Origin of the sequence: Bradyrhizobium ottawaense, assembly GCF_900099825.1 — a bacterium.
In the GTDB taxonomy this organism is placed as follows: domain Bacteria; phylum Pseudomonadota; class Alphaproteobacteria; order Rhizobiales; family Xanthobacteraceae; genus Bradyrhizobium; species Bradyrhizobium ottawaense_A.
Map to the genome: position 1 here is coordinate 878,069 of NZ_LT629693.1, position 22,545 is coordinate 900,613.

Genomic DNA, 22,545 nt, shown 5'->3' on the forward strand with positions numbered 1-22,545 from the left:
ATCACATCCGGTACACGGGTCGGTGTTCGGGCAAATCGATTTCGCGAGCGGCCAGCGCCAGGCACAGCCCAAGCACGTCGCGGGTCTGCCAGGGCTCGATGATACCGTCGTCCCATAGCCTCGCGGTGGCGTAATAAGGCGTACTCTGCGCCTCGAACTGCGCCCGCGTCTGCTTGTCGATCCGTTCGATCTCGGATTCCTGCACGGCTCCGCGGGTCACGCTGGAGCGCCGCAAATCCGTGACCACGGTGGCGGCAACATCGGCGCTCATGGTGGCGATGCGGGCGTTGGGCCACGCAAACAGAAAGCGGGGCTGGAAGCCACGCCCGCACATGCCGTAATTGCCGGCGCCATAGGAGCCGCCGATGATCACGGTGAACCGAGGCACCCGCGCGTTCGACACCGCATAGACCAGTTTTGCCGAATGCTTGGCGATGCCGCCGCGCTCGGCATCCGTACCGACCATGAAGCCGGTGATGTTCTGCAGGAACAGCAGCGGCGTGCGACGCTGATCGCAGAGCTCGATGAAATGCGCGCCCTTCACCGCGGCTTCGGAAAACAGCACGCCGTTATTGGCCAGGATCCCGACCGGTTCGCCATGGATCCAGGCAAACCCGCATACCAGCGTCGAACCGTAAGCCGGCTTGAACTCCTGGAACTCGCTGCCGTCGACCATGCGGGCGATCACCTCGCGCACGTCGAACGGTTGCTTCAGATCGACGCCGACGATGCCGTCGAGCTCCGCCGGGTCGTGGATCGGATCGCGCGTTTCCCGTTTGGTCGTACGTTGGGTCTCGCGCCAGTTCAGCGCCGCTACGATATCGCGCACCTTGCCGATTGCCTCCAGTTCGGTGCCGGCGAGATAGTCCGAGACACCTGAAACGGTCGAGTGCATCTCGGCGCCGCCCAGCGTCTCGCCGTCGACGATTTCGTTGATGGCGGCCTTGACGATCGGAGGTCCCCCGAGGTGAATCCGCCCGGTCCCGCGCACCATGACGACCTCATCAGATAGCGCGGGGATATAGGCGCCGCCTGCCGTACAACCGCCGAACACCGCCGATATCTGCGGCAATCCCGACGCCGACATGCGGCACTGCTGAAAGAAAGTGCCGCCGAAATGATCGCGGTCCGGGAACACGCGGTCCTGTTCCGGCAAATAAGCACCGCCGCAATCCACGAGATAGATGCAGGGCAACCGGTTCTCGAAGGCAATCTCCTGCATGCGCAAGTGCTTCTTCACCGTCTCCTGGAAGAAGGAGCCGCCCTTCACGGTCGCATCGTTGGCGATGATCGCACAGGGTATGCCGGCAACCATGCCGATCCCCGTCACCACGCCGGCGCAAGGCACCTCGTTGCCATACAGCTCCCACGCCGCCAGCGGAGACAATTCGAGAAACGGCGACAGCGGATCGATCAGGTAATCGATGCGTTCGCGTACCGGGATCTTGCCCCTTTCGCGGTGACGCTGCTGAAGCTTCTCGCCACCACCCGCGAGCACATGACGATGCCGCTCGCGCAAGACATCGACCAGCTTGCCGTAGGCTATGCGGCTGCTGTCGAAATCCGGTCCGCTCCGCACCCTGCTCTCCAGCACAGCCATATCGATTGATCTCCTGCCTCGACTGGACCGAGGACGCCCAGCATTTCGATGGCGCTCCGCAACTGCCAACCGCACTTGCGGCGACCTCGTCTATCTCGTAACCTAACAAGCGCTAGGGAGTGCGACAAGGAAATTCGGAATGACTTTGTCCGGTACGAATTACGAGGAGATTTGCGCTGATTTCAGCTGGCAGATTCCGCGCCGCTTCAACGTTGCCGAGGCGACCTGCGACCGTCATGTCGGTTCGAACAAAACAGCGCTTATCGTCGAAGGTAGCGCCGGCTCCGTTGAATTGACGTTCGAACATCTACAGGAGCAATCGAGCCGTCTTGCCAATGCCCTGTCAGCCCATGGCATCGCACGAGGCGACCGGATCGGCATCCTGCTGCCGCAATGCGCGGAAACCATCATCGCGCATCTCGCAGCCTACCGGCTCGGCGCGATCGCGCTGCCGCTGTTCACGCTGTTCGGCCCGGAAGCGATCGAGTACCGGCTGAATGACAGCGGCGCCAGGGTGGTGATTTCGAACGCCGCGGGGATCGAAAAACTGCTGGCGATTTCCGATCGACTTGGCTCAGCGCCGATCCTGATTTCCACCGAAGCTCGCGCTGCCGGTAACGTGCTGGACTGGGCCGCGTTGATAGCCCGATCGTCCACCGATCACCAACGTGTCGACACCGAAGCCGAAGATCCCGCAATCATCGTCTACACCTCCGGGACGACGGGCAATCCCAAGGGCGTGCTCTATGCCCACAAGGTTCTGCTCGGGCATATGCCGGGCGTGGAATTTCCGCATGAGTTTTTTCCGCAGCCGGGCGACCGGATGTGGACGCCAGCCGATTGGGCCTGGGCCGGCGGCCTGATGGATGTGTTGCTGCCTTCGCTGTTTCACGGCATCCCCGTCGTCGCCAAGCGCCTGCAGAAATTTGATCCTGAGGAAGCCTTCTCGCTTCTCGCCCGCCACGGAATCCGCAATGCCTTCATGCCGCCGACAGCCTTGAAGATGATGCGCCAGGTCTCCCGGCCGCAGCAGCGCTTCGGCTATTCGATGCGTAGCGTGGCGAGCGGCGGAGAGCGGCTCGGCGACGAGATGCTGGATTGGGGCCGGGAGACTTTTGGCCTGAGCATGAACGAGTTTTACGGCCAGACCGAAGCCAACCTGACAATCGGTAACTGCGCCTCCGTGATGGACCTGAAACGAGGCTCGATGGGACGAGCGATGCCCGGCCATGTCGTCGAAATCGTCGACGACGAGGGTATCCCCTTGCCGCCCGGCTCGACCGGCACCATCGCGGTGAAAGCACCGGATCCGGTTTTCTTCCTGCGCTACTGGAACAAGCCGGAAGCCACCGAACAGAAATTCAGGAACGGCTGGCTCCTCACCGGCGATACCGGCAATCGCGACGAGCAAGGCTATTTCTGGTTCCACGGCCGAAATGACGACGTCATCATCTCCGGCGGCTACCGCATCGGCCCGACCGAAATCGAGCAGTGCCTGATGGCCCACCCGGTGGTCGCCATGGTCGCAGTGGTCGGCGTACCCGATCCGCTGCGCGGCGAGGTGGTCAAGGCTTTCATCGTGCCGCGCGAAGGCGCTACGATCAACGACACGGTTCGTGCGGATGTGCAGGCCTTCGTCAAGACGCGTCTGTCCGCGCATGAATATCCGCGCCAGATCGAATTCCGCGACAGCCTTCCCATGACCATCACCGGGAAAATTCGTAGAAAAGACCTCCGCGAGGAAACAACCTAGATGGGCCGCGTGTTCGATGAATTCGAGATCGGCCAGCGTTTCGTTACGCCGGGCCGCACCATCACGGAAGCCGACATCGGCGCGTTCGCCGGGCTGACCGGCGACTACAATCCGGTTCATACCGACGAGACCTTCGCCGCAACGACCGATTTCGGCAGCCGGATCGCACATGGACCGATGGGAATCGGCATCGCGTTCGGACTGGCATCTCGACTGGATCTGATTGACGGCACCGTCGTGGCGTTGCTCGGCGTGAACTGGGATTTCAAGGCTCCAATGCGGCCGGGTGACACGGTACGCGCCTTGATCAGCGTTACCGGCAAACGTCCGGTCAAAAATCCATCACTCGGCTTGATCGAATTGGCGATCGAACTCGTGAGCCAGCGTGAGGAAATCTTGCAGAGCGGCTCGGCTCGCCTTCTCCTGCGCAAGACACGACCGCCCTCAGCAATATGGGGTCAGGTCGAATCCGGCAAGATGGGTGATCCGTGAAGCGCAGAACCGCCAGCGCACCGACTTCCACCTCTCCGGCAGCGACTATCGTGCCGCCGAATTCGGGCGCCCGGCGGCAGATCCTCGATGCCGCGGCATATCTCCTCAGACATCGCGGCTACGAAGCGGCGACCACCCGCGCGATCGCCGCTGCCGTCGGCATCAAGGGCGGCAGTATCTACCACCACTTCCCGTCAAAGGACGCGATTGTCGGCGAAGTCGTCAACGAGGGCGTACGTGTGGTCTACGATGCGGTCGAGAAAGCGCTCAACGCGCTGCCGACCAGGGCAACGCCGCGCCGGCGGCTCGAAGCGGCCATCAAGGCTCATCTGCTCTCGTCGCTAGAGCACAACAATTATACGTCCGCCAGCATCCGTGCCTTCGCGTTTCTGCCCGATTCCGTCCGGCAAGGCTGTCGGATCGAGCGGCGGCGGTATGAAGCGCTCTGGGCGAAATTGGTGAATGAACTCTATCAGGCCGGCCTGATCGATCCGGACATCTCGCAGGATTCGGTCCGATTGCTGTTGCTCGGTGCCCTGAACTGGGCGGGAGAATGGTATCGGCCAGATCGGATGGGGATCGACGACATCTCGCGCGATTTCGCGGCCAGCATCCTCCGCGCGAAGTGAGCCATCTAATCTGGCGGGCGGCCATCGCCAGCCTACCAGCGATCTGAGATCTCAGACCGCTGAGCCGCCGAGTAATAAATGCGACGTCACTAGCTCATGCCCACACCCCATCTTTGCTAAAAGATTATTGGATTGCGCTGACCAATTGAGCACACCGCCAAAAGCGGTCGGTTCCATAACGGCCCATTGTGCGACAAAGCCCTCGGCACATGATCGGCGCAAATTCGCAGCTTGCCGAACGAGATCGTTCCCCTCCCGAAACATCTGCCCCGCCGCTGACCGCAGCGTGTTCAGTTCAGCCTGCTCACGTTGGTCGCCTCTAGATTTTCTTTGATCTCCCGGTGCACACATCGTGCACATGCCGCCTTCTAACTATTTGCAATACTTGAACTCTCATTCCAGTCCATCATTGGCGCGACGGAGTGCCGTACTCGCGGAGCGTATGCAGCACACGCTGGCGGAAAGTTGCACCCCGCGCGGCGCGCGATCGTACGGAACGAACATGTTGTCGAAGGTCCCGACACCGACGACTGACCGTGCTTGGCAGAGAACCTGGCGGTTAGCCTCGGTGCTCGCGCGGGGCGCGTTCGGATCGCAGAGAGCTTCAGCCGTCAGGCGACGGCGTCGCGGGTGATCCGATACACGCCCCAGCCGACACGCCAGATACGAGGCAGCAGCAGCAGCAGCAGCGCGCGCCCCGTTCAAAGAATATCCGGTGCCGCCCGGCGCCCATGTTGCTAAACAATCAAGCGACTGATAGATTAGCGATGATCTTTTGAAGCTGGCATGGCCGTTTGGCCTTGGTTCTTGCCCGAAAGTCGATCACGATGCCGACTGCGTGCCCGAGGGCGCTCAAAGGATCCGGGGCCGTGCACACGGCGCGACCGGCCACGATCCCGAACGGCCCTCGTCCAACATTTCAGATTTTTAGTATGCGGAGCGTCAGCCGCCGTGGTTGCTGCGGCGCAACCGCCGTCAAGGAGTAAGACAGAAAATACGTTCCAACCCGGAGCAAAAGACTCCGGGGGAATGCAAATGAGGGGAGTAAACAAATGGCTATGCACGCAACCGGCGTCGGCACTATTCCTTCCGCTGAAAGGGAGCCAATCGCCGTCACAAAGCTGTTCTCCAAGATCGGTTGGCGGATACTACCCTTCCTGATTCTTTGTTACATGATTGCGTTTCTGGATCGCATCAATATCGGATATGCCCAGCTTCAAATGAAGCAGACGCTGACTTTCAGCGATGCGACATACGGCTTCGGCGCGGGCATATTCTTCGTCGGCTACTTCCTGTTCGAAGTACCCAGCAACCTGCTGCTTGAGCGCATCGGTGTTCGCAAGACCCTGCTACGCATCATGTTCACGTGGGGCATTGTCGCTTGTGCCATGGCGTTCGTGCAGACGCCGGTGCAATTCTATATCGCCCGGTTCCTGCTTGGCGTGCTCGAAGCGGGCTTCTTCCCGGGCATCATACTCTATTTGACATACTGGTACCCTTCGGCGCGCCGCGGCCAGATTATCGCGATGTTCATGACCGCGACCGCCATCGCGTCCGTGATCGCGGGTCCGCTTTCCGGTGCAACGATGAAATATTTCAACGACATCGAGGGCTGGCACGGCTGGCAATGGCTCTTCATTTCCCAAGGCGTGCCGGCGTCGATCCTGGGTCTCGTCGCCTATTTCTATCTTCAGGATAAGCCCGAGGATGCCAAGTGGCTGAGCGCCGAGGAGAAAACAGCGCTGCGCTTCCAGCTCGACCACGATCACAAGGATGTCGAGTCCGCTCACCACGCCGGGTTCTTCCAGATGCTGAAAGATCCGAAAGTCTACGGCCTCGCTTTCACCTATTTTCTGCTGCTGGGCGCGACCTACACCATGGTGTTCTGGATTCCCTCGCTGATCAAAAGCTGGGGCGTGGCCGATCTGTTGCATGTAGGTCTGCTTGCCACCTTGCCGCAGATCGCAGGCATCATCGGCACGATTCTGATGGGGCGTCACTCGGACAAGACCAGAGAGCGGCGATGGCACTACGTCACCTGCGTGACCGTCGCGGCAATCGGCCTGTTGGCCATCACATTTTCCCAAGGCAACTTGCTGGCCTCGATCATAGGCCTGACGCTCGCCGGCCTCGGGTTCATTTCGGCGACGCCTTTGTTCTTCACCACCATCACCGAGTACCTGTCCAAGGCGAGCGCCGCCGGCGGCATCGCGCTCATCAGCAGCCTCGGCAATCTCGGCCCGGCCGTCGCACCTTCCCTCACTGGCTATATTTCCGCGACAACGGGCAACTCGCTCTACAGCACCTATCTTATTGTGGGAGCCTATCTGCTGTCCGGCTTGCTGTTGCTGATAATCGTAAAGGCTGCGGACCCAAACGAGGTCTTGAACGAACCAGCTGTCGCGACCGGATTGACGTCTTAGGGCAGCCGTCCGGCGGTCCTGATGGTTGACAGCTCGGAAAACGGCGCCGCATCATGCGGCGCCAGTTTTTCCTGCCAGCAGCATGGCCCTCAGGCCGTCGTGGCCAATCCACCGTCGACCGGGATGACCGCACCGCAGACGAAACCGCTGGCCCTCGAGGCGAGGTAGATGGCGATGCCCGCGAGATCGTCCGCATGTCCCATGCGCTTCATGGGCGCGTCATCGACGACCTCCTTCGTGCCATGCTCATCGATCGCATCAGTCATTTTCGACGGGAAGTAGCCGGGCGCGATCGCATTGACCGCAATGTGCTTTGGGGCAAGAAACTTTGCCATGATGCGCGTCAGATGGTTCACGCCCGCTTTCGAAGCGGCATACGAATAGGCTTCGAGGTGCGATGTCCTGATGCCCTCGATCGAGCCGATGTTGATCACCCGCGAATACGAATTGGTCGATCCCGCCGCTTCCAGCAGGTCGAGCAGACTCTGGGTCAGGAAGAACACCGACTTGACGTTGAGGTCCATCACCTTGTCCCAGCCATTCTCGGGGAACTCGGCGAAGGTCGCGCCCCAGCTTGCGCCGGCATTGTTGACCAGAATGTCGAGCTTCTTCTCCCGTTTGTGAAGCTCGCTGGACAGCCGCGCGATCTCTTCCATCCGGGACAGGTCCGCCGGGATCGCGATACATTCACCGATCTGCGACAGCTCTTTTGTAAGCGCGTCGCAGGCGTCGGCACGCCTCGCGGTGATATAGACCTTGGCACCGTTTTCGACGTAGGCGCGGGCAATCATTTCGCCGAGGCCTCGACTTCCACCGGTGACCAGGGCGACTTTCCCTCGCACCGAGAACAGCTCTTCGATTTTCATGCGGCGCTCCTGATGAACTGGAAATGCGTTTGGATGGTGGTAGCTCAGCCGATGGCGCCGGCGGCGCGCATCTGGGCGATCGTCGCCGTATCGAAGCCCGCTTCCTTCAGCACCTCATCGCTGTGCTGGCCCACCGAAGGCGGCATCCTCGGTTGCACCTTGTCCGCGCCACGCAACGCAATCGGGCTGTTGATCGTCCTGGTTTCGCTGCCGGCGAAGGGCACGAGAATATCGTTATCGAGGAGCTGCTGGTCCGACGGAATATCCTCCGGCGTCGCTACCACGTCGAACACGATCCCCCTTTCGGTCAGGCGCTTGCGCAATTCCGCGCGATCCTGCTTGGCGAACTCCTTGTCGAGCAATGCGATCAGCTCGCGCGAGCGCGCCAATCGATCCACCTTCTTGGCAAAACGCGGGTCATCGATCAGATCCTCTCGATCGAGACACTTCATGAACTCCGGCCACTGCTTTTCTTCATTGAGAATGGTCAGGATCAGCCAGCGACCGTCGCGGCACTTGTAGTAGTTCGTCAGCGCATTGAACGCGACCTCGCGTGCCGGGCGGTCGGTGAAGGTCGCGCCGCACAATGCTGCCTGCGCGTTGTAGCCGTTGGCCCAGAGCCCGTTCGCCACCAGCGACGACGTGACCTCCGTGCCCTTGCCGGTGGTCTGCCGCTGATAGAGCCCCATCACGATCCCGGAAAAAAGCGTGAACCCCGCCGAGTGATCGCCCATGCCGTTCGCAGGACGCACCGGCACCGATTCAGACGACGCGCGAACGGTATCCATCAAACCCGACCGCGCCCACCATGCCGTGACATCGAAGCCCGGCTTGGTCGCCTCGGCGCCGTTCTCGCCATACCCGGAAAACGAGGCATAGATCAGCCGGTCGTTCAGCGCCGACAATGCTTCATAGCCGATGCCAAGCTTCTTGCGGACGGCGGCGGGATAGTTGGTGATGAACACATCGGCCTGCGAGGCGAGACGCTGGACCGCGGTCCTGCCCTCGGGCTTCCCCATATCGACCGCGAGGCTGCGCTTGTTGCGCGAGCCGAGCATCCAGGCATAGTTCTGGTCGCTCTTCGGGTGGCCGGGAAGTTTCGTGAGATGCCGGTAAGGATCCCCTGCCCCCGGCGGCTCGATCTTGACGACATCGGCGCCGAAGTCGGAAAGAATCGTGGCCGCCGCGGGTGCAGCGATAAAGCTGCCGCAATCGATCACCTTCAAGCCTTCGAACAAAAGTCCCATCTCGTTCCTCCCGTTGATCGCGTCGGTTCCGGCCTGGATGATTCGATTGCGACGTCTATTATTTGCTTGCCTTCACCGCCTTGAGCGCGCGGATGATCGCCAGTTGCTTGGCGTCGCGTTCATTTTCGAGTTGCTCGGGTGGCTGCGCGGCGAAGGATGCCTCAGCCTGCGCGATGATCTTGTCCTGCGCGGCCTCATCCAGATTGACCGGCGCCATGCTCTTCCAGGCCTCGTTGAGACCCGGACCGAACTGCTTGAAGAAGGATTTGAAACCACCCGCGCCGCCGCCGAGATGGAACGAGCGGAACGGACCGTCCGCCGCCCAGCGCAAGCCGATCGAACTCGTCACGATATCGTCGAGCTCATCGACTTTGACGACGCCCTGAATGACGAGGTGGCAGCACTCCCGGAAAATCGCCCTTTGCAGGCGGTTCGCAACGAAGCCGGGCATTTCCTTGTGCACCACGCGCGGCACCTTGCCGAGCGCCGCGTAGAACGCGACCGCGTCATCCACCGCCTCCGGGCTCGTCTTCTCGCCGGGAACGACCTCGACCAACGGAATCAAATGGGGCGGATTGAAGGGATGCCCCACCAGCAACCGCTCGGGCCGGGACATCTTGAGCGCCTGCTCCGTCGCGGTCTTGGCGGAACTCGACGAAAGCATCAGCGCGTGCTCGCCCACGACCTTGCCGATGCGTGCCCATAAGTCCTGCTTGAACTCGATCCGCTCCGGTCCGTTTTCCTGAACGAGATCGGCGCCTGCGACCGAGCGTTCGAGATCGGACTCGAAGCTCAGCTTCTTTTCCAGATTGTTTGTCGGCAGCCCAAGCTCCCTAAGCGTCGACAGATTGTTGCGGATATAGTCGCGGACGATGGTCTCGACGTCCGGGCGCGGATCGTTGACAACCACCGCCAGGCCGTGCGCCAGAAAGAGCGCCGTCCACGACGCGCCGATCACACCGGCGCCGATCACGGTGACCTTCGAGTATCGGTTCAGAATATCCTGCTGAGCTGTGGCCATGATATCAGCCTATTTCCTTGAACTCGTCGAAGGCGCGCTGTCAGTGAGATAGTCGTAGATGACAACGGCCGGCGAAAGCGTGAGGTCTGTCAGGATGTGTGTGGCCGAAATGATCTCACGGACCGGAAGATCCGCGAGCGGCGCCAGCACATGTTCGAACAGTTGCAGCCGCGCCGGCCCCCGCCACGCGCCCTTCACCGAGATATTGGTGATCTCGGTACGGACCAGTTCGCAAATGCGCGGGCGCTTTTCGTAGCTCGGAAGAATCTTCAGCATGAACGTGGGCACGCAGATTTCCTGCCGCGCCTTTTCCAGATCCATCGGCTTGTGCTTGTAGCCCATCGTTGCGCGGGCGACGCTGAGCGTGCCGTAATCCAGCGTGCCCACCAGTGTATCGGAATCGACGAACAGCTTCGCCGAGCCGAGCTTCTTCGGAAACGCACTGAGCTCGCGGCCCGCGGCAATTGCCGGCAGGTTATCGAGATACATCCCGATAATGTATTCGCCGACTTCCTCCTTGTGCCGGACGACCGCGGCCTGCCCGCACTCGACATATGAACCATAGCCGGTGGTATCCGGCATGTTCATCACTTCGAAGCGCACCAGCGGCTCGTCGACTTCAAGCGGCTCGGGCACTTGTTTGACGAGAGCTTCCCGGTCCGTCCGGTAGGTGATGTTCAGATATTCGCGCGATGTGAAGCGATGCGGGCCTGGAACAAAAGCCGGAGCTCCGGTCGGCGTTGTGTACTGCTTGAGCACGTCCTCTTTTTTCATCTTGACGCTCACCCTTGAGTTAGACGTTTCAGCGTTCGGTATCGGCGACAGCCTCGCAACATATTCGCGGCGTTCCGCACCGGCCGCCAGTACGGACCTTCGGGCCCGTCCCTGCAAGCCGGATCATTGCGAAATCACGAGCCTTGTCCCGGAGACGTGCCGCGCCAATATTCTCCCGCGTTGCAGCAGAGCCGGTTCGTGCCCGCCTCCCATACGAGCCGGGTGTCGCCTATCAGGCCTTCTTGGATTCGATCGCCGCCCGCGCTTCGGCAAAGCTTTCGCGCATCCGATCGAGGATGATCTTGGGCGCTTCGGTACTCGATTTCTGGACCAGTTCAGCGACGTCCCTGGTATTCTTGACGGTCGCCTCGAACATGCGCTTGGCCAATTCAGCCTGCTTGGTCATGACTTCCTGAGGAGAACCGCCCGGCTTGAAGTCTGCGATCATTTGCCGGGCCTCGCGCCCCACCTCAGCCAGGATTTCCTGCTGTTTTGCGAAAACCGCACGGCCTCCCTCCGACAACGTGGCCGCCGACTTCTGCATCGCCTCGATATTCTTGCGGTGGATGTCGAGAAACGGCTGGTAATCGACCTTCGGCAAATTGATCTGCTTTGCCATATCGGCGAACATATCCATCACGGTCTTGTCGGCCATTTCTTCCTCCCTGTTGATTTGTGCGTGGAGCTGTTTTGTGTTGCCCACGTCGTTGTTTGTCTCGCATCATAGTCGGGTCGGCTTCGATTAATCAATCAAACGATCCAATCAGCCACGAAACGCAATTTATTGCTTCGGCTAACCGTCGCCGTATTTCGTGCGCAACACCTTCTTGTCGATCTTGCCGACGCTTGTCTTGTCGAGCGCTTCGACAAACATGATCCTGTCCGGAATGGCAAAACGCGAGATCACGCCCTTGTCGGCATAGGTTTTGACATGCTTCTGCACGCTGGCATCGTCGATACTGCCTGCTCGCCGTGCGACCAGGATGGCGAGCGGTCGCTCGCCCCATTTGGCATCCGCCACGCCGATGATCGCGGCCTCGCTCAGGCCTGGCATCTGGAGCAGGATGTCCTCCAACTCGATCGACGAAATCCATTCACCTCCGGTCTTGATCACGTCCTTGATCCGGTCTGTAATCTGGACGACGCCGTGCGCGGTCATGGTGCCGATGTCGCCGGTGTGAAGATAGCCGCCCTCCCAGAGCTTTTCCGAAGACGCCGGATTGTTGAGGTATCCCATCGTCAGCCACGGCGCGCGGACGACGATTTCTCCAGGCGTGCGGCCGTCGTGAGCGACGTCCTTCATCTCGGCATCCACGATGCGGAAGTCGACCAGCGGCACCGGTGTTCCGGTCTTGGTGCGAAGCTCAACCTCCTCGTCGAGGTTTCCGGTCAGCTCATGCTCCCTGAGCTGAGCGATCGTCAGGATGGGACCGGACTCCGACATGCCATAGCCCGCGAAGATGTCGATGCCGCGCTGCATCGCGGCCTTGGCCAGCGCCTTGGTCAACGCGGCACCGCCGATCACCATTTTCAGCCCGGAAAGATCGACATCCCCGCCGTTCGGCGCCGACAGCAGCATTTGCAGGATCGTCGGAACGCAATGGCTAAACGTCACGCCCTCGGTCTTGATCAGGTTCAAGAGGAGTTCGGGTTGATACCGGCCGGGATAGACCTGTTTTACGCCCGCTGCGGTCGCGGCATAGGGCAATCCCCAGCCGTGGACGTGAAACATCGGCGTGATCGGCATGTACACGTCTTCGCGGTGAAACCGCCCTTGCTGCGCCGGCGAGCCGAACCCGACCAGATCGATCAGCGTGTGAAGCACAAGCTGGCGATGGCTGAAGTAGACTCCCTTGGGCGCGCCGGTGGTTCCCGTGGTGTAAAACATCGTCGCGCGGGTGTTCTCGTCGAAATCCTCGAACGTGAAATCGGGTGAACTGTTTGCCAGCATCTCCTCATATTGACCGACGGTCTTGACCGGGCGGTTCGGAAACACGCCGTCATCCGACATCAGAATAATGCCTTCGACGGATTCAAGCTGCCCCTGCAACTGCTCGATCAACGGAAGAAATTCGACGTTCACCAGCAGCAGCTTGGGACGCGCGTGATTGAGCGTGAACAGAACCTGCTCGGGCGACAGCCGGATATTGACGGTTTGAAGCGTGGCGCCGAGCATCGGGATTGCGAAATAGCATTCCAGATAGCGGTGGCTATCCCAATCCAGCACGCCGACCACATCGCCGCGACGGACGCCTTTCGAAGTGAGGCCACTTGCAAGACGCCCGATCCGTTCGCGCAGATCGCGGTAGGTGTAGCGGCTGAGATCGCGGTAGACGATCTCCTGATCGGCCGACTGTGTCATCGGCGCGTGAAGAAGGTGCTTGATCAGCAGCGGGTATTTGTAGGCCGACGGCGTATGCTCGATCAGGAAATCAGGCATCGATTTCTCCCTCGGGTCTAGAAGACGTCGCCCCATGTCGTCCGAATTTTTTCGCCCGTTCCTGCCGCTCGGCTTCTTTCATCCGCGCCCTGTGGGCAGCAGCTAGGCCGAGCCGATTTCTTATTCTATCGTTCGCTTGGTTGAATATAAAGTCAAGCCGAATCCAGCACCAGGAGGTTGCGGGCTGGTCCGGTCCTGCGCGTATTGATGCACCGCATGATCAATGAAAGACCTTGCTCCTTGGGCGCTCCACGGTCCGCCTCACGCCAGCGCAGATGCCTGAGAGCCAGCGCTGACGCGAAGCGGATTGCTTCGCCTATCGGTCGCTTGATCGATTCTCTCCAGAAGTGTAGAAATCGGCGATCCATTGAAACGGTTTCTGCGGACTCTGCCGAGGCGAATGGAAGCCAGAAGTTTGCCGGATCTCATGTTTGCGGCCGGATTCTCATCATTGACGGACTGAGCAGAACATGACGAAGCCCTTGGCGCGCGCGAAGGCTCGTACGAAAAAGCCGAAATCGTTACGGAAAGGCCCCGACCGGCGCCGGCAGATCCTTGCCGCCGCATCCGAACTGTTTGCCAAGAATGGATTTGAAGGCACGTCGATCCGCGACATCGCAGCCGCGTCGGGCGTATTATCCGGTTCGCTGTACTATCACTTTCCGTCCAAGGAAGACCTGCTGTTCACGGTGCACCAGGAAAGCCTCACGGCGATGCGCCAGGAGGTCGAAACCGCCATTGCCGGGATCAACGAGCCTTGGAAGAGGCTGGACGAGGCCATCGTTGCGCACTGCCGGATATTGCTCGGCGGCAGCGTAACTCGCGCGATCCTCACGCCGCCGCGCTACTACCATCTCAAGGGGGTCCGAAAGCTGGTGCGTCAGCGCGACGCCTACGAGCAGATCTTCGCCAGCCTCATCGACGATTTGCCGCTGCGCGCCGATTGCGACCGGCACGCTTTCCGGCTGTCGATCCTTGGCGCCATGAACTGGACCGTATTCTGGTACACCGCAGGCGGCCGCTTGAGTGTCGACGATGTCGGCCGGCAGATCGCCCTCATGGTTCGGGGCGCAGCCAGCAACGTCACGACCAAATAGCGCTCGTGTTCGTTCGCAAATCGGTATCCGGGAATGCCTTACCACTCCAAAGGGAATGAACCACCAACCTGTGGATCGCAGAGCAGACGAATTGCGAACGTTTGTACCCGGTTTGACATCCCGGTGCACGCATCGTCCGCCGGAAAGGCCGAGCGTCCGCGCGTGGCGGCCTTCACTCAATCGACATCCCGAAACCGGCGCGTCCGGCTCCGTCCGACTAGCCCAGCGAGTTGATGATTTCCCGATAGGCTGCTTCAGGAAACGCTTTCAGCGTGTGCGTCCGGACGTTTCCCAGCATACCCACCTGCATGCTGAAACGTGCCGCTACAGCGTCGTCAGGAGCCTCGTAGATCGCGACGATGTCATAGTCACCCATGGTGAGGAAAAAGTGTTTGAACTCGCCGCTCATGTCTTTGAGAGCTTTCTTCGCCGCGTCCAGGCGACGTGGCGAGTCCTTCACTTTCAGCGCTCCCTGGTCGGTCCAGTTTGCAAGCATGACGTATGTGGTCATAGCCCTTCTCCTTCTGGTACGAGGCATTGGTATCTGCTGCGGCGCAGGCGCTTTCTGCCGCGGCCGATTTTTCCGCTTCCGCATCAGGTTCTAGCTGTGGGCTCCCTGTTCGTGATGCGCTTCAACAGACGATGAAGCGACCTCCTCCAGTACTTCAGCAAACCTGTCCACGGCCCAGTCGACTTGCGATTCGCTGATGATCAGCGGTGGCGCAAAACGTATGGTGTTGCGATGCGTGTCCTTGGTCAGCACGCCGGATTGAAACAGGCGCCTGACCAACGCACCGGCATCCGCCATGTCCCGGTGCAGTTCGACGCCGGCGAACAAGCCCCGCCCGCGCACCTCGCGAATGACGGGATTGTCGATCGAGGCGAGCCTGCGCAACAGATGCGCGCCGACGGCCGCAGCATGTTCCACCAGCCGTTCATCGATTAACGTGTCGAGCGCGGCGAGCCCAACGGCCGCGGCGATCGGATTGCCTCCGAACGTGCTGCCGTGATCGCCGGGCGTAAAGACATCCATGACGTCCCGGCGGGCCAGGAACAACGACACCGGCAGCAGCCCGCCACCAAGCGCCTTGCCGAGCATCAGTCCGTCAGGTTGCACGCCGTCGTGCTGACATGCCAGCAACCGGCCGGTGCGTCCGAGCCCGCTCTGCACCTCGTCGCACAGCAGCAGCACATTGTTGGCCCGGCAGATGCGCGCGACTTCGGACAGATAACCCGGAGGCGGCACGTTGATGCCCCCCTCTCCCTGAATGGGTTCGATCAGAAATGCCGCCGTTTCGGCCGTCATCGCCGCGGCCAGCGCGCCCGCGTCGCCAAACGGCACGAGCTTGAAACCGGGCGGAAATGGTCCGAAACCATCGCGATATTGGGCGACGGAGGAAAAACCAACGATCGAAATGGTACGGCCGTGGAAATTGCCTTCCGCGGCGATGATTTCCGCCCGACCGGCAGGCACACCCTTGACCTTGTAGGCCCATTTACGCGCCGCCTTGAGCGCAGTCTCCACGGCCTCCGCACCGCTATTCATCGGCAAAGCCGCATCCATGCCGGTGAGAGTGCAGGCCCGGGCCAGGAAAGGTCCCAACCGGTCGCTGAAATAGGCCCGCGAAATCGTGTCAAGGCGCTGGGCTTGCTCGGTCAGCGCCTTGACGAGACGCGGATGACAATGGCCGAAACTGACCGCGGAATAGGCGCCCATCATATCGATGTAACGACGACCGCTATCGTCCCAGACGTAAACCCCCTCCCCGCGGACGATTGTGACCGGTAAGGGCGCATAGTTTCCGGCGCCGAAGCGAGCTTCAAGGCTGGCATTGATCGCGCGATCGCCGCTCATGACACGCTCTCCCTATCAGGGCACCCCCAATGCCTATGTCGCTGCCGTTCCCTTACATGTAGGACGACGGGTACAAAAAACGAGGCAGGATCGCAAAACCACTCGAGAATCATGAGTTTCCGGTGGTCCGGGAATTCGAAACTCGCTCGGGAAGCTGCCGACCGATGCGGCGATCTGCAGCGCACGCGCTCGGTAGCGTCGACAGCGAGAGCTTTCCGGCTGCCTCGCGATAGAGCGACGAATTGCACCCGGCCGATGGAAGTTCTATGCTGGGTCCCCAACCACGCAGCCGGCCATCGTACGGCGAGAGTCTGCAGGGGAGACCTCACGGTGGATGGTTTGCATTTCGCACCGGAGGTAATGTCATGTCCATTGCTCCCACACTCCAAAAATACCTGGCCGCCGAGAACATCCAATACGAGGTGATCCCGCACGAACTCAGCATGACGTCCACGCGTACCGCTGAGGCATGCCATATCTCGGGGGATCGCCTCGCCAAGGGCATCGTTTTGCGGCGCGACCACGAATATATGCTGGCCGTGCTGCCCGCGTCGCACCACGTCCGCCTGTCGGATCTGAGGGAACAGCTCGGCGACAACGTCCACATGGCCGATGAAACCGAGGTCAATCAACTGTTCCGCGACTGCGTACACGGTGCGGTTCCTGCCGTCGGCAAATGCTACGGGCTGGATATCATCGTCGACAACAGCATCGAGGCACAGCCGGACATCTATATGGAAGCCGGCGATCACGAGACGCTGCTTCATATGGGTCACGCGCAGTTTTCGCGGCTGACGGCCAATGCACCGCACGGGTGCTTTAGCACGCACGACTGAGCCTTTGTCGACCGTATCCGGGGCTGGGCATATTGTTGAGCGACCATCCGGGAACCCGGTTGGGCTCAACTGCATTGCAAGTGTACCTGAAACCCAAAAACGGAGGTCCACCATGAGAGTCAAAGACGTCATGCACAAGGGTGTCGACTGGGTCAGCCCCAACACCCCCGTTAGCGAACTCGCGAAACTGATGCGAGAGCAGGACATCGGCTGCATTCCGATCGGGGAGGACGACCGGCTGATCGGGATGGTGACCGACCGCGATATTGTCTGCAAAGGGCTTGCGAGCAAGGATTTCGATCCACGCCGCACGATGGCGCGCGATGTGATGACCGAAGGCATCCACTGCTGCCGGGAGGACGACGACCTCGCAAAGGCGGTGCATCACATGGAGAAGCTACAGCTCCGCAGGCTGCCGGTGATCAACAAGAGCAAGCGGATGGTGGGCATCGTCAGCCTGGGTGACATCAGCCATCAAGCATCCGGTGATTTGCTGTCCGAATGTGTCAAGAGCGTTTCGGCTCATCACTGAACCGCGACCGGTGCCCCGCCCGCGATAACCGCCAAGCCGCGCGACTTGGCGGGCGTCGAGCTTCGGCGCGCCAGTCTTCGCCGCCCCCTCGCCTCGCCGGTCTTCACCTTTCATGCGGCGGCGCGACGCTTCCTTAGGTCTCATGCCCTCGATCGAAATCATCTTCGAAGCGCAAATGCTTGACGCTGCGGCCACGGCGACGCACGAGCTTCAGGGCCTCTATCCCGATTCTGATATGCATTTCGACATAGTTCTCGGTCACCATCCGATCCGACATTTCGGTCTTCACACCCTCCGGGATCATTGGCTGATCGGACACAAGAAGCAGCGCGCCAGTCGAAATGTGGTTGGCGAACCCTGCCGCGAAGATCGTCGCGGTCTCCATGTCGATCGCCATGCTTCGCGTATGACGCAACATATCCCTAAAGCGATCATCGTGTTCCCAGACGCGACGATTGGTCGTGTACACAGTACCTGTCCAGTAATCATGACCGAGATCCCGGATCATCGTCGACACCGCGCGTTGCAACTGGAATGCGGGCAGCGCGGGGACTTCCGGCGGCAGGTAGTCATTCGATGTACCCTCGCCCCGAATGGCCGCAATCGGCAGGATCAGGTCGCCAATCTGATTTTTGCGTTTCAATCCGCCACATTTGCCAAGAAACAATACCGCTTTCGGCGCGATGGCGCTTAGCAGATCCATCACCGTCGCAGCATTCGGGCTTCCCATGCCGAAGTTGATCAAGGTGATGCCTTCGGCCGTCGCATTGGGCATCGGTCGATCGATACCCTTTACGGCACTGCCGTGCGCCGTGGCGAACCACTCGACATAATTGTCGAAGTTGGTCAGGAGAACATATTCCCCGAATTCGGAAAGCGGCGTGCCGGTGTATCGCGGCAGCCAATTTTCCACGATGTCCTTCTTGTCTTTCATTGCCTTTGGACTCACTTGGAGACGCACTACGAGCGTATTCGGGGCGCCATTCAGAATAAAGTCGTAAACGCCGCATTATTGAAATCTCGCCATGATTTAGAGCGAACTCAATCGTGGCGCCGCACCCGCGGTCGCGATTTCCACCTTTATGGGTCGGAGGCGGCGCCGGACCGCCCATTCGGGCCATTAGTGACCGGTCGATTGCCGGTTCATTTTCTCCAAAACGTCGCGCATGGCGTCGAACTCGGCGCCGAAGCCTTTCCAATCCCCGGACTTCAGCCGCTCCACGGCTTGATTGTAGCGATCGAGCGCCTCCCGCGCCTGACTTGCCGCCGGGCCCGTGACGGGCCCCTTCTCTCGCGTGCCTGAGACTGCCGGCGCCGTACCAGGCTCCGTGAACAGCGCCGACAAGGCCTCGGCGAGCGTCTCTTTCATCACCACGTGTTCACCATAGGCCGCGATCACACGTTTTAGCTCCGGCAGATGTCCCTGCTCCGCTCGCAAATAGAGCGGCGAAACGTAGAGGATCGAGTTCTCGATCGGGATCACCAGCAGGTTCGCACCGCGGATCACCCGCGAACCCATCTGGTTCCACAGCGTGATCTGTTGGGAGATCTCGGTATTCTGATTGATCCGCGCTTCGATCTGAAACGGCCCATAGACAAGCTTCTCTTTGGAAAACTCGTACACGATCATCTTGCCGTAGTCGGGCCCGTCGCAGCGTGCCGCGAGCCACGCGATCATGTTGTCGCGGCGGCTGGGCACCATCGGAAGCATGAGGAAGAACTCGGCATGCGGCTCCCCTGGCAGCCGCATGATGATGTAATACGGCGCCATTACTGCGGCGCCGCCGCCGCCCGGTTGGCGCGGGAACTGCCAGAGATCCTCGCGATTGTAGAAAACGTCGGCCGCGTCCATGTGGTAGGTTTGATACAGCCGCGCCTGAATCAGGAACAGGTCCTCCGGATAGCGAATGTGCTTCTGCAGGTCTGGCGGCATGGCCGCGAACGGTTTGAACAGGCCGGGAAAGATGCGCTGGTAGGTCGCGGCAACCGGATCGGCGCCGTCGATCAGGTAGAAGTCGACGGTCCCGTTATATGCATCGATGATAATCTTCACCGAATTGCGAATGTAGTTGAGGTCGAGGCCTGCCGCAGGCTGCGCAGAGGGGAAATAGGAACTCGTCGTGTAGGCGTCCTGCATCCAGAACATCCGCCCGTCGCTGATAACGAGGTATGGATCGTGATCGAGCCTGAGGAACGGTGCGATCGTCTGCACCTGCTCATGGATATCTCGCCGGATCATGATCCGGCTTTCGGTCGTGATGTAGCTTGAGAGAACCAGATTCGGGTCGTTGAAGTAGTATGCGAACAGCATCTTCCGCGCCATCGTCCCGATCGGAACGCCGCCGGCACCGTCGTAGCTCGCATAGACGTTGTCTTTCCCCTTCGGATAATCGAACTCCGGTACGCTTCCCTTGACGATGACGTAGCTGTCGCTTTCCTCGCCGTAGTAAATGCGCGGTTCCTGGATCTTGGGACCCCCATCTGCAACAGGAGGAATATCCCGCAAATAGAAGAACGGCAGTCCTTCAGTGCTCTTGCGGGTGACCGGGCTCATCACCGCGCCGTTGCCGTGAGTGAACAGCACGTGGCGGTTAACCCATGTCTGGGCGTTCGGCGGCAGCAAGGAAGGCCGCAATTCGCGGGCCGAGAGCATCACGCTTTGGTAGGCTCCATCGAGCCAGTAGCGGTCAACGTCAAGATCATGGAATTTGTAGTAGGTGCGGATCTCTTGCAGCTGCGCGTACGTATCCGACAAGGGCAGCCAATCCCACAGCCTGATATTTTCAATTGTCGCCTTGTTGGCCTCCAGTGTGTCGAGAGAAAGCTTCTGTTCGGCCGCAAACGGCCTGGCTGATATCTGATCGAGATTGTATGCCTTCCGGGTGAGCGCGATGTTGCGTTCGATGTAGGGCTTCTCGAGCTGCAATTCGCTTGGTTTGACGAGAAACTGCCGGAACAGCACCGGGGCTGCACCGGACAGCACGAACGAACCGATGGCGACGAGCATGAACGAGGCAGCGGGAAGCCAGTAGGTGCGTACCCAGAGGTTCGCCCACGCGGCGAACGCCGCGATAATCGATAGCCCGATCAGCACCCACAGGCCTGGTATCCCCACATGTATATCGGTGTAGCTCGCGCCGACGACTACGCCGTTGTCGGCATAGAGCAGCAGATAACGGTCGAGAACACAGGACCAGGCCTTCACCGCGAAGAAAAGGCCGAGCAATGCCGAGCCGTGGGCGATCACGGTCGGCGACATTGATCGATGATGAGCGTCGTATTCGATGTCGCCGTGTGCCCAGTAGACCGCTCCGGCGAACAGCGCCCCCAAAACGAGCGTTAGCTGCATCCAGTTCTTGATGAGGATATAGACGGGTAGCGAGAAGAGATAGAAGCCGATGTCCTTGTCGTAGAGCGGATCGTCGGCGCCGAAGGGCACCTGATAGAGAAATTGCAGGAAGAGGCCCCAGTTGCCGACCTCTGACGCGGCGACAAACAGCGCGAGGAGGCCGGCCCCGCTTGCGATAACCCAGGGCCAAGGCAGATCGCGCATGAGCGCAAGCAGAGCGGGCGGCGGCGTGCCAGCAGCTTTCCACCCGGCGGCGGATGCAACTTGTGTCGACTGCCGCCCGGCAAAGCGCACCGCGAACCATCCGTTCAGCCAAAGGAGGCCTGCGGTTGCCGCAAGAACGATGAAAAAGACAACGACCTTCGCGCCGATGCTCGTCAGAAATACCTGAAAATAGCCGATCGAGGAAAACCACAGCCAATCGACCAGGAGGTCGCTCGCGAGGCCGAGCAAGCTCAGGAAAATCCCGATGGCGACGGCCACAATGATGAGCCTGACCACGGCGTTTTGCCCTGGCGCCTTCCGTCCGGGTCCGGCGATCCCGATCGTCATGGCTTGATGATAGCAGAAATGAGGGACGTTGACCGCTCGATTCGCGGTCGAGATTGGTGCGTCAAGGCGGTGGATGCGGTGGCTCGAAGCTCCGTCGCCGGAACTTTTGGGGTCGGGGCCGGGCCGGTCGATGGCTTCCTCAGGGAGGGCTGCGCAAAGTCAACCTGATCCGAGCGAAGGAGGAAGCAATCGAGCAAGCGCCGCGGTTCACGCGCGCGCCAAAACGCCGGCCGGTTGCCCGCAGGCGCGGCTGCAGCGACCATGCATCACCGCTACCCTCACTCTTTTACAATGATTTGCTGATCACCTGGGCGAACCCGAAGAACAGGATTTCCGGGAAGGACTGCCACGCTGCCCTCGCTCGATAAGACGAGCGCCGCGAGCAGCGTCCGGTTGCTGATTTCAAGCTTCTGATAGATGTGATGCAGGTGCACTTTGATGGTGCCGTCGGCGATATTCAAGCGACGCCCAATTTCCTTGTTTGACAATCCTTCAGACACCAGAGACACGATTTGGCGCTCGCGGTCTGTCATCGCCGTCAGCACGTTCTCCGCGATCGTCGCACGCTCCAGAGGTGCCACCTTATGGCAGGATGGCAGTGGCAACAGCTTCTGACCGATCGCGATCTGCCGTAAGGACTGCACCAGCATTTCGAGCGCCACGTCCTTCGGGATGACACCGTAGACACCAGCCGCGGCTGACATGACCCGTTCGCGGTCATCAATAGATGCAGTGAAAAAGACCAGCCTCGTGGAGAGACCCTCGGAGTTGGCGATGGCGAGGATTTCCAACCCGGTCAGCCCAGGCATTGAGATGTCGAGAATGGCGATGTCCGGCATCAAACTCCGGATCGCCTCAATGCAGTTCGGACCGTCATTGCAAGACGCAACAACCTTGAATCCGCTTCGCGCATCGAGAACGCTCGCCAACCCGCGGAGAAGCACAGGATGCTTGTCCGCAATCACCACGGTGATGCAACGCATGGGCCGCCCTCAGCCTATCCCCCTGGGTTAATCCTTTCGCGCCCAATCGAGTCCGACTTTACCATAGCCCCTTTCACGACTGCACGCATCATCAGT

Annotated in this window: 19 protein-coding genes; 7 read left to right on the forward strand and 12 right to left on the reverse strand. The window is 60.3% G+C overall.

Annotated features, from left to right (window positions below):
• Nucleotide 1: 1 nt before the first annotated feature.
• Nucleotides 2–1,600: a carboxyl transferase domain-containing protein gene (locus BLR13_RS04385; RefSeq protein ID WP_074827300.1), complete on the reverse strand. Its 1,599-nt coding sequence runs from the start codon at nucleotides 1,598–1,600 to the stop codon at nucleotides 2–4.
• 139 nt (nucleotides 1,601–1,739) lie between these two features.
• On the opposite strand from BLR13_RS04385, the gene BLR13_RS04390 reads away from it, so the two are divergent.
• The 4 genes from BLR13_RS04390 to BLR13_RS04405 all read left to right on the forward strand — a co-directional run bounded on the left by BLR13_RS04390 (nucleotide 1,740) and on the right by BLR13_RS04405 (nucleotide 6,897).
• Entirely contained in the window at nucleotides 1,740–3,353 is a 1,614-nt protein-coding gene (locus tag BLR13_RS04390) for an acyl-CoA synthetase (RefSeq protein WP_074827298.1), read from the forward strand.
• Nucleotides 3,354–3,845 (forward strand): MaoC/PaaZ C-terminal domain-containing protein, encoded by a 492-nt coding sequence (locus BLR13_RS04395; RefSeq protein ID WP_074827296.1) that lies wholly within the window; start codon nucleotides 3,354–3,356, stop codon nucleotides 3,843–3,845. It abuts the gene before it with no gap.
• Entirely contained in the window at nucleotides 3,842–4,474 is a 633-nt protein-coding gene (locus BLR13_RS04400) for a TetR/AcrR family transcriptional regulator (protein WP_079586786.1), read from the forward strand. The genes BLR13_RS04395 and BLR13_RS04400 overlap by 4 nt, the downstream gene beginning before the upstream one ends.
• A 1,058-nt stretch (nucleotides 4,475–5,532) precedes the next feature.
• Nucleotides 5,533–6,897, forward strand: a complete 1,365-nt coding sequence (locus BLR13_RS04405; RefSeq protein ID WP_091976342.1) for an MFS transporter — start codon at nucleotides 5,533–5,535, stop codon at nucleotides 6,895–6,897.
• An 89-nt stretch (nucleotides 6,898–6,986) separates the two neighbouring features.
• Here BLR13_RS04405 and BLR13_RS04410 read toward each other — a convergent pair whose 3' ends face one another.
• The 6 genes from BLR13_RS04410 to BLR13_RS04435 all read right to left on the reverse strand — a co-directional run bounded on the left by BLR13_RS04410 (nucleotide 6,987) and on the right by BLR13_RS04435 (nucleotide 13,245).
• On the reverse strand, nucleotides 6,987–7,763 hold the full coding sequence (locus tag BLR13_RS04410) for an SDR family oxidoreductase (RefSeq protein ID WP_074827295.1): 777 nt from the start codon (nucleotides 7,761–7,763) through the stop codon (nucleotides 6,987–6,989).
• Between the two features lie 44 nt (nucleotides 7,764–7,807).
• Nucleotides 7,808–9,010 carry a CaiB/BaiF CoA transferase family protein gene (locus tag BLR13_RS04415; RefSeq protein WP_074827294.1) on the reverse strand — a complete coding sequence of 401 codons (1,203 nt, stop codon included), beginning with the start codon at nucleotides 9,008–9,010 and terminating at the stop codon, nucleotides 7,808–7,810.
• Between the two features lie 58 nt (nucleotides 9,011–9,068).
• Nucleotides 9,069–10,031, reverse strand: coding sequence for a 3-hydroxyacyl-CoA dehydrogenase NAD-binding domain-containing protein (locus BLR13_RS04420; protein WP_074827293.1), 963 nt, complete (start codon nucleotides 10,029–10,031; stop codon nucleotides 9,069–9,071).
• 9 nt (nucleotides 10,032–10,040) lie between these two features.
• Nucleotides 10,041–10,805 (reverse strand): acetoacetate decarboxylase, encoded by a 765-nt coding sequence (locus tag BLR13_RS04425; protein WP_074831907.1) that lies wholly within the window; start codon nucleotides 10,803–10,805, stop codon nucleotides 10,041–10,043.
• 232 nt (nucleotides 10,806–11,037) lie between these two features.
• Nucleotides 11,038–11,460: a phasin family protein gene (locus tag BLR13_RS04430; RefSeq protein ID WP_074827292.1), complete on the reverse strand. Its 423-nt coding sequence runs from the start codon at nucleotides 11,458–11,460 to the stop codon at nucleotides 11,038–11,040.
• Nucleotides 11,461–11,598: 138 nt separating this feature from the next.
• The gene (locus BLR13_RS04435) at nucleotides 11,599–13,245 is read right to left on the reverse strand and encodes a fatty acid--CoA ligase (protein ID WP_074827290.1); all 1,647 of its coding nucleotides are present in this window, start codon (nucleotides 13,243–13,245) and stop codon (nucleotides 11,599–11,601) included.
• Nucleotides 13,246–13,715: 470 nt separating this feature from the next.
• Between BLR13_RS04435 and BLR13_RS04440 the strand changes: the two genes are divergently transcribed.
• On the forward strand, nucleotides 13,716–14,342 hold the full coding sequence (locus tag BLR13_RS04440) for a TetR/AcrR family transcriptional regulator (RefSeq protein ID WP_074827288.1): 627 nt from the start codon (nucleotides 13,716–13,718) through the stop codon (nucleotides 14,340–14,342).
• A gap of 217 nt (nucleotides 14,343–14,559) precedes the next feature.
• On the opposite strand, the gene BLR13_RS04445 is transcribed toward BLR13_RS04440, so the two are convergent.
• A complete protein-coding gene (locus tag BLR13_RS04445) occupies nucleotides 14,560–14,853 on the reverse strand; it encodes a GYD domain-containing protein (protein WP_074827286.1) in 294 nt (97 codons plus the stop codon).
• Between the two features lie 90 nt (nucleotides 14,854–14,943).
• Nucleotides 14,944–16,197 carry an ornithine--oxo-acid transaminase gene (rocD, locus tag BLR13_RS04450; protein ID WP_074827285.1) on the reverse strand — a complete coding sequence of 418 codons (1,254 nt, stop codon included), beginning with the start codon at nucleotides 16,195–16,197 and terminating at the stop codon, nucleotides 14,944–14,946.
• A 365-nt stretch (nucleotides 16,198–16,562) separates the two neighbouring features.
• Here rocD and BLR13_RS04455 point away from each other — a divergent pair, with 365 nt between their 5' ends.
• Together BLR13_RS04455 and BLR13_RS04460 are read left to right on the forward strand one after the other, a co-directional pair.
• Complete coding sequence (locus BLR13_RS04455; protein WP_074827284.1) at nucleotides 16,563–17,033, forward strand: aminoacyl-tRNA deacylase; 471 nt, start codon at nucleotides 16,563–16,565, stop codon at nucleotides 17,031–17,033.
• A 112-nt stretch (nucleotides 17,034–17,145) separates the two neighbouring features.
• Entirely contained in the window at nucleotides 17,146–17,565 is a 420-nt protein-coding gene (locus BLR13_RS04460) for a CBS domain-containing protein (RefSeq protein ID WP_074827283.1), read from the forward strand.
• A 133-nt stretch (nucleotides 17,566–17,698) separates the two neighbouring features.
• On the opposite strand, the gene BLR13_RS04465 is transcribed toward BLR13_RS04460, so the two are convergent.
• From BLR13_RS04465 to BLR13_RS04475, 3 genes are all read right to left on the reverse strand, one after another.
• Nucleotides 17,699–18,499 carry an AMP nucleosidase gene (locus BLR13_RS04465; protein ID WP_074827281.1) on the reverse strand — a complete coding sequence of 267 codons (801 nt, stop codon included), beginning with the start codon at nucleotides 18,497–18,499 and terminating at the stop codon, nucleotides 17,699–17,701.
• Nucleotides 18,500–18,685: 186 nt separating this feature from the next.
• Nucleotides 18,686–21,466, reverse strand: coding sequence for a UPF0182 family membrane protein (locus BLR13_RS04470; RefSeq protein WP_074827279.1), 2,781 nt, complete (start codon nucleotides 21,464–21,466; stop codon nucleotides 18,686–18,688).
• Nucleotides 21,467–21,744: 278 nt separating this feature from the next.
• Nucleotides 21,745–22,449, reverse strand: a complete 705-nt coding sequence (locus tag BLR13_RS04475; protein WP_074827277.1) for a response regulator — start codon at nucleotides 22,447–22,449, stop codon at nucleotides 21,745–21,747.
• Nucleotides 22,450–22,545: the final 96 nt, after the last annotated feature.

What these genes read in the sequence shown, in the direction of transcription:
- BLR13_RS04385 (WP_074827300.1), bottom strand. Translation starts at nt 1,600, where the DNA reads ATGGCTGTGCTGGAGAGCAGGGTGCGGAGCGGACCGGATTTCGACAGC.
- BLR13_RS04390 (WP_074827298.1), top strand. Translation starts at nt 1,740, where the DNA reads ATGACTTTGTCCGGTACGAATTACGAGGAGATTTGCGCTGATTTCAGC.
- BLR13_RS04395 (WP_074827296.1), top strand. Translation starts at nt 3,354, where the DNA reads ATGGGCCGCGTGTTCGATGAATTCGAGATCGGCCAGCGTTTCGTTACG.
- BLR13_RS04405 (WP_091976342.1), top strand. Translation starts at nt 5,533, where the DNA reads ATGCACGCAACCGGCGTCGGCACTATTCCTTCCGCTGAAAGGGAGCCA.
- BLR13_RS04410 (WP_074827295.1), bottom strand. Translation starts at nt 7,763, where the DNA reads ATGAAAATCGAAGAGCTGTTCTCGGTGCGAGGGAAAGTCGCCCTGGTC.
- BLR13_RS04415 (WP_074827294.1), bottom strand. Translation starts at nt 9,010, where the DNA reads ATGGGACTTTTGTTCGAAGGCTTGAAGGTGATCGATTGCGGCAGCTTT.
- BLR13_RS04420 (WP_074827293.1), bottom strand. Translation starts at nt 10,031, where the DNA reads ATGGCCACAGCTCAGCAGGATATTCTGAACCGATACTCGAAGGTCACC.
- BLR13_RS04425 (WP_074831907.1), bottom strand. Translation starts at nt 10,805, where the DNA reads ATGAAAAAAGAGGACGTGCTCAAGCAGTACACAACGCCGACCGGAGCT.
- BLR13_RS04430 (WP_074827292.1), bottom strand. Translation starts at nt 11,460, where the DNA reads ATGGCCGACAAGACCGTGATGGATATGTTCGCCGATATGGCAAAGCAG.
- BLR13_RS04435 (WP_074827290.1), bottom strand. Translation starts at nt 13,245, where the DNA reads ATGCCTGATTTCCTGATCGAGCATACGCCGTCGGCCTACAAATACCCG.
- BLR13_RS04440 (WP_074827288.1), top strand. Translation starts at nt 13,716, where the DNA reads ATGACGAAGCCCTTGGCGCGCGCGAAGGCTCGTACGAAAAAGCCGAAA.
- BLR13_RS04445 (WP_074827286.1), bottom strand. Translation starts at nt 14,853, where the DNA reads ATGACCACATACGTCATGCTTGCAAACTGGACCGACCAGGGAGCGCTG.
- rocD (WP_074827285.1), bottom strand. Translation starts at nt 16,197, where the DNA reads ATGAGCGGCGATCGCGCGATCAATGCCAGCCTTGAAGCTCGCTTCGGC.
- BLR13_RS04455 (WP_074827284.1), top strand. Translation starts at nt 16,563, where the DNA reads ATGTCCATTGCTCCCACACTCCAAAAATACCTGGCCGCCGAGAACATC.
- BLR13_RS04460 (WP_074827283.1), top strand. Translation starts at nt 17,146, where the DNA reads ATGAGAGTCAAAGACGTCATGCACAAGGGTGTCGACTGGGTCAGCCCC.
- BLR13_RS04465 (WP_074827281.1), bottom strand. Translation starts at nt 18,499, where the DNA reads ATGAAAGACAAGAAGGACATCGTGGAAAATTGGCTGCCGCGATACACC.
- BLR13_RS04470 (WP_074827279.1), bottom strand. Translation starts at nt 21,466, where the DNA reads ATGACGATCGGGATCGCCGGACCCGGACGGAAGGCGCCAGGGCAAAAC.
- BLR13_RS04475 (WP_074827277.1), bottom strand. Translation starts at nt 22,449, where the DNA reads ATGCGTTGCATCACCGTGGTGATTGCGGACAAGCATCCTGTGCTTCTC.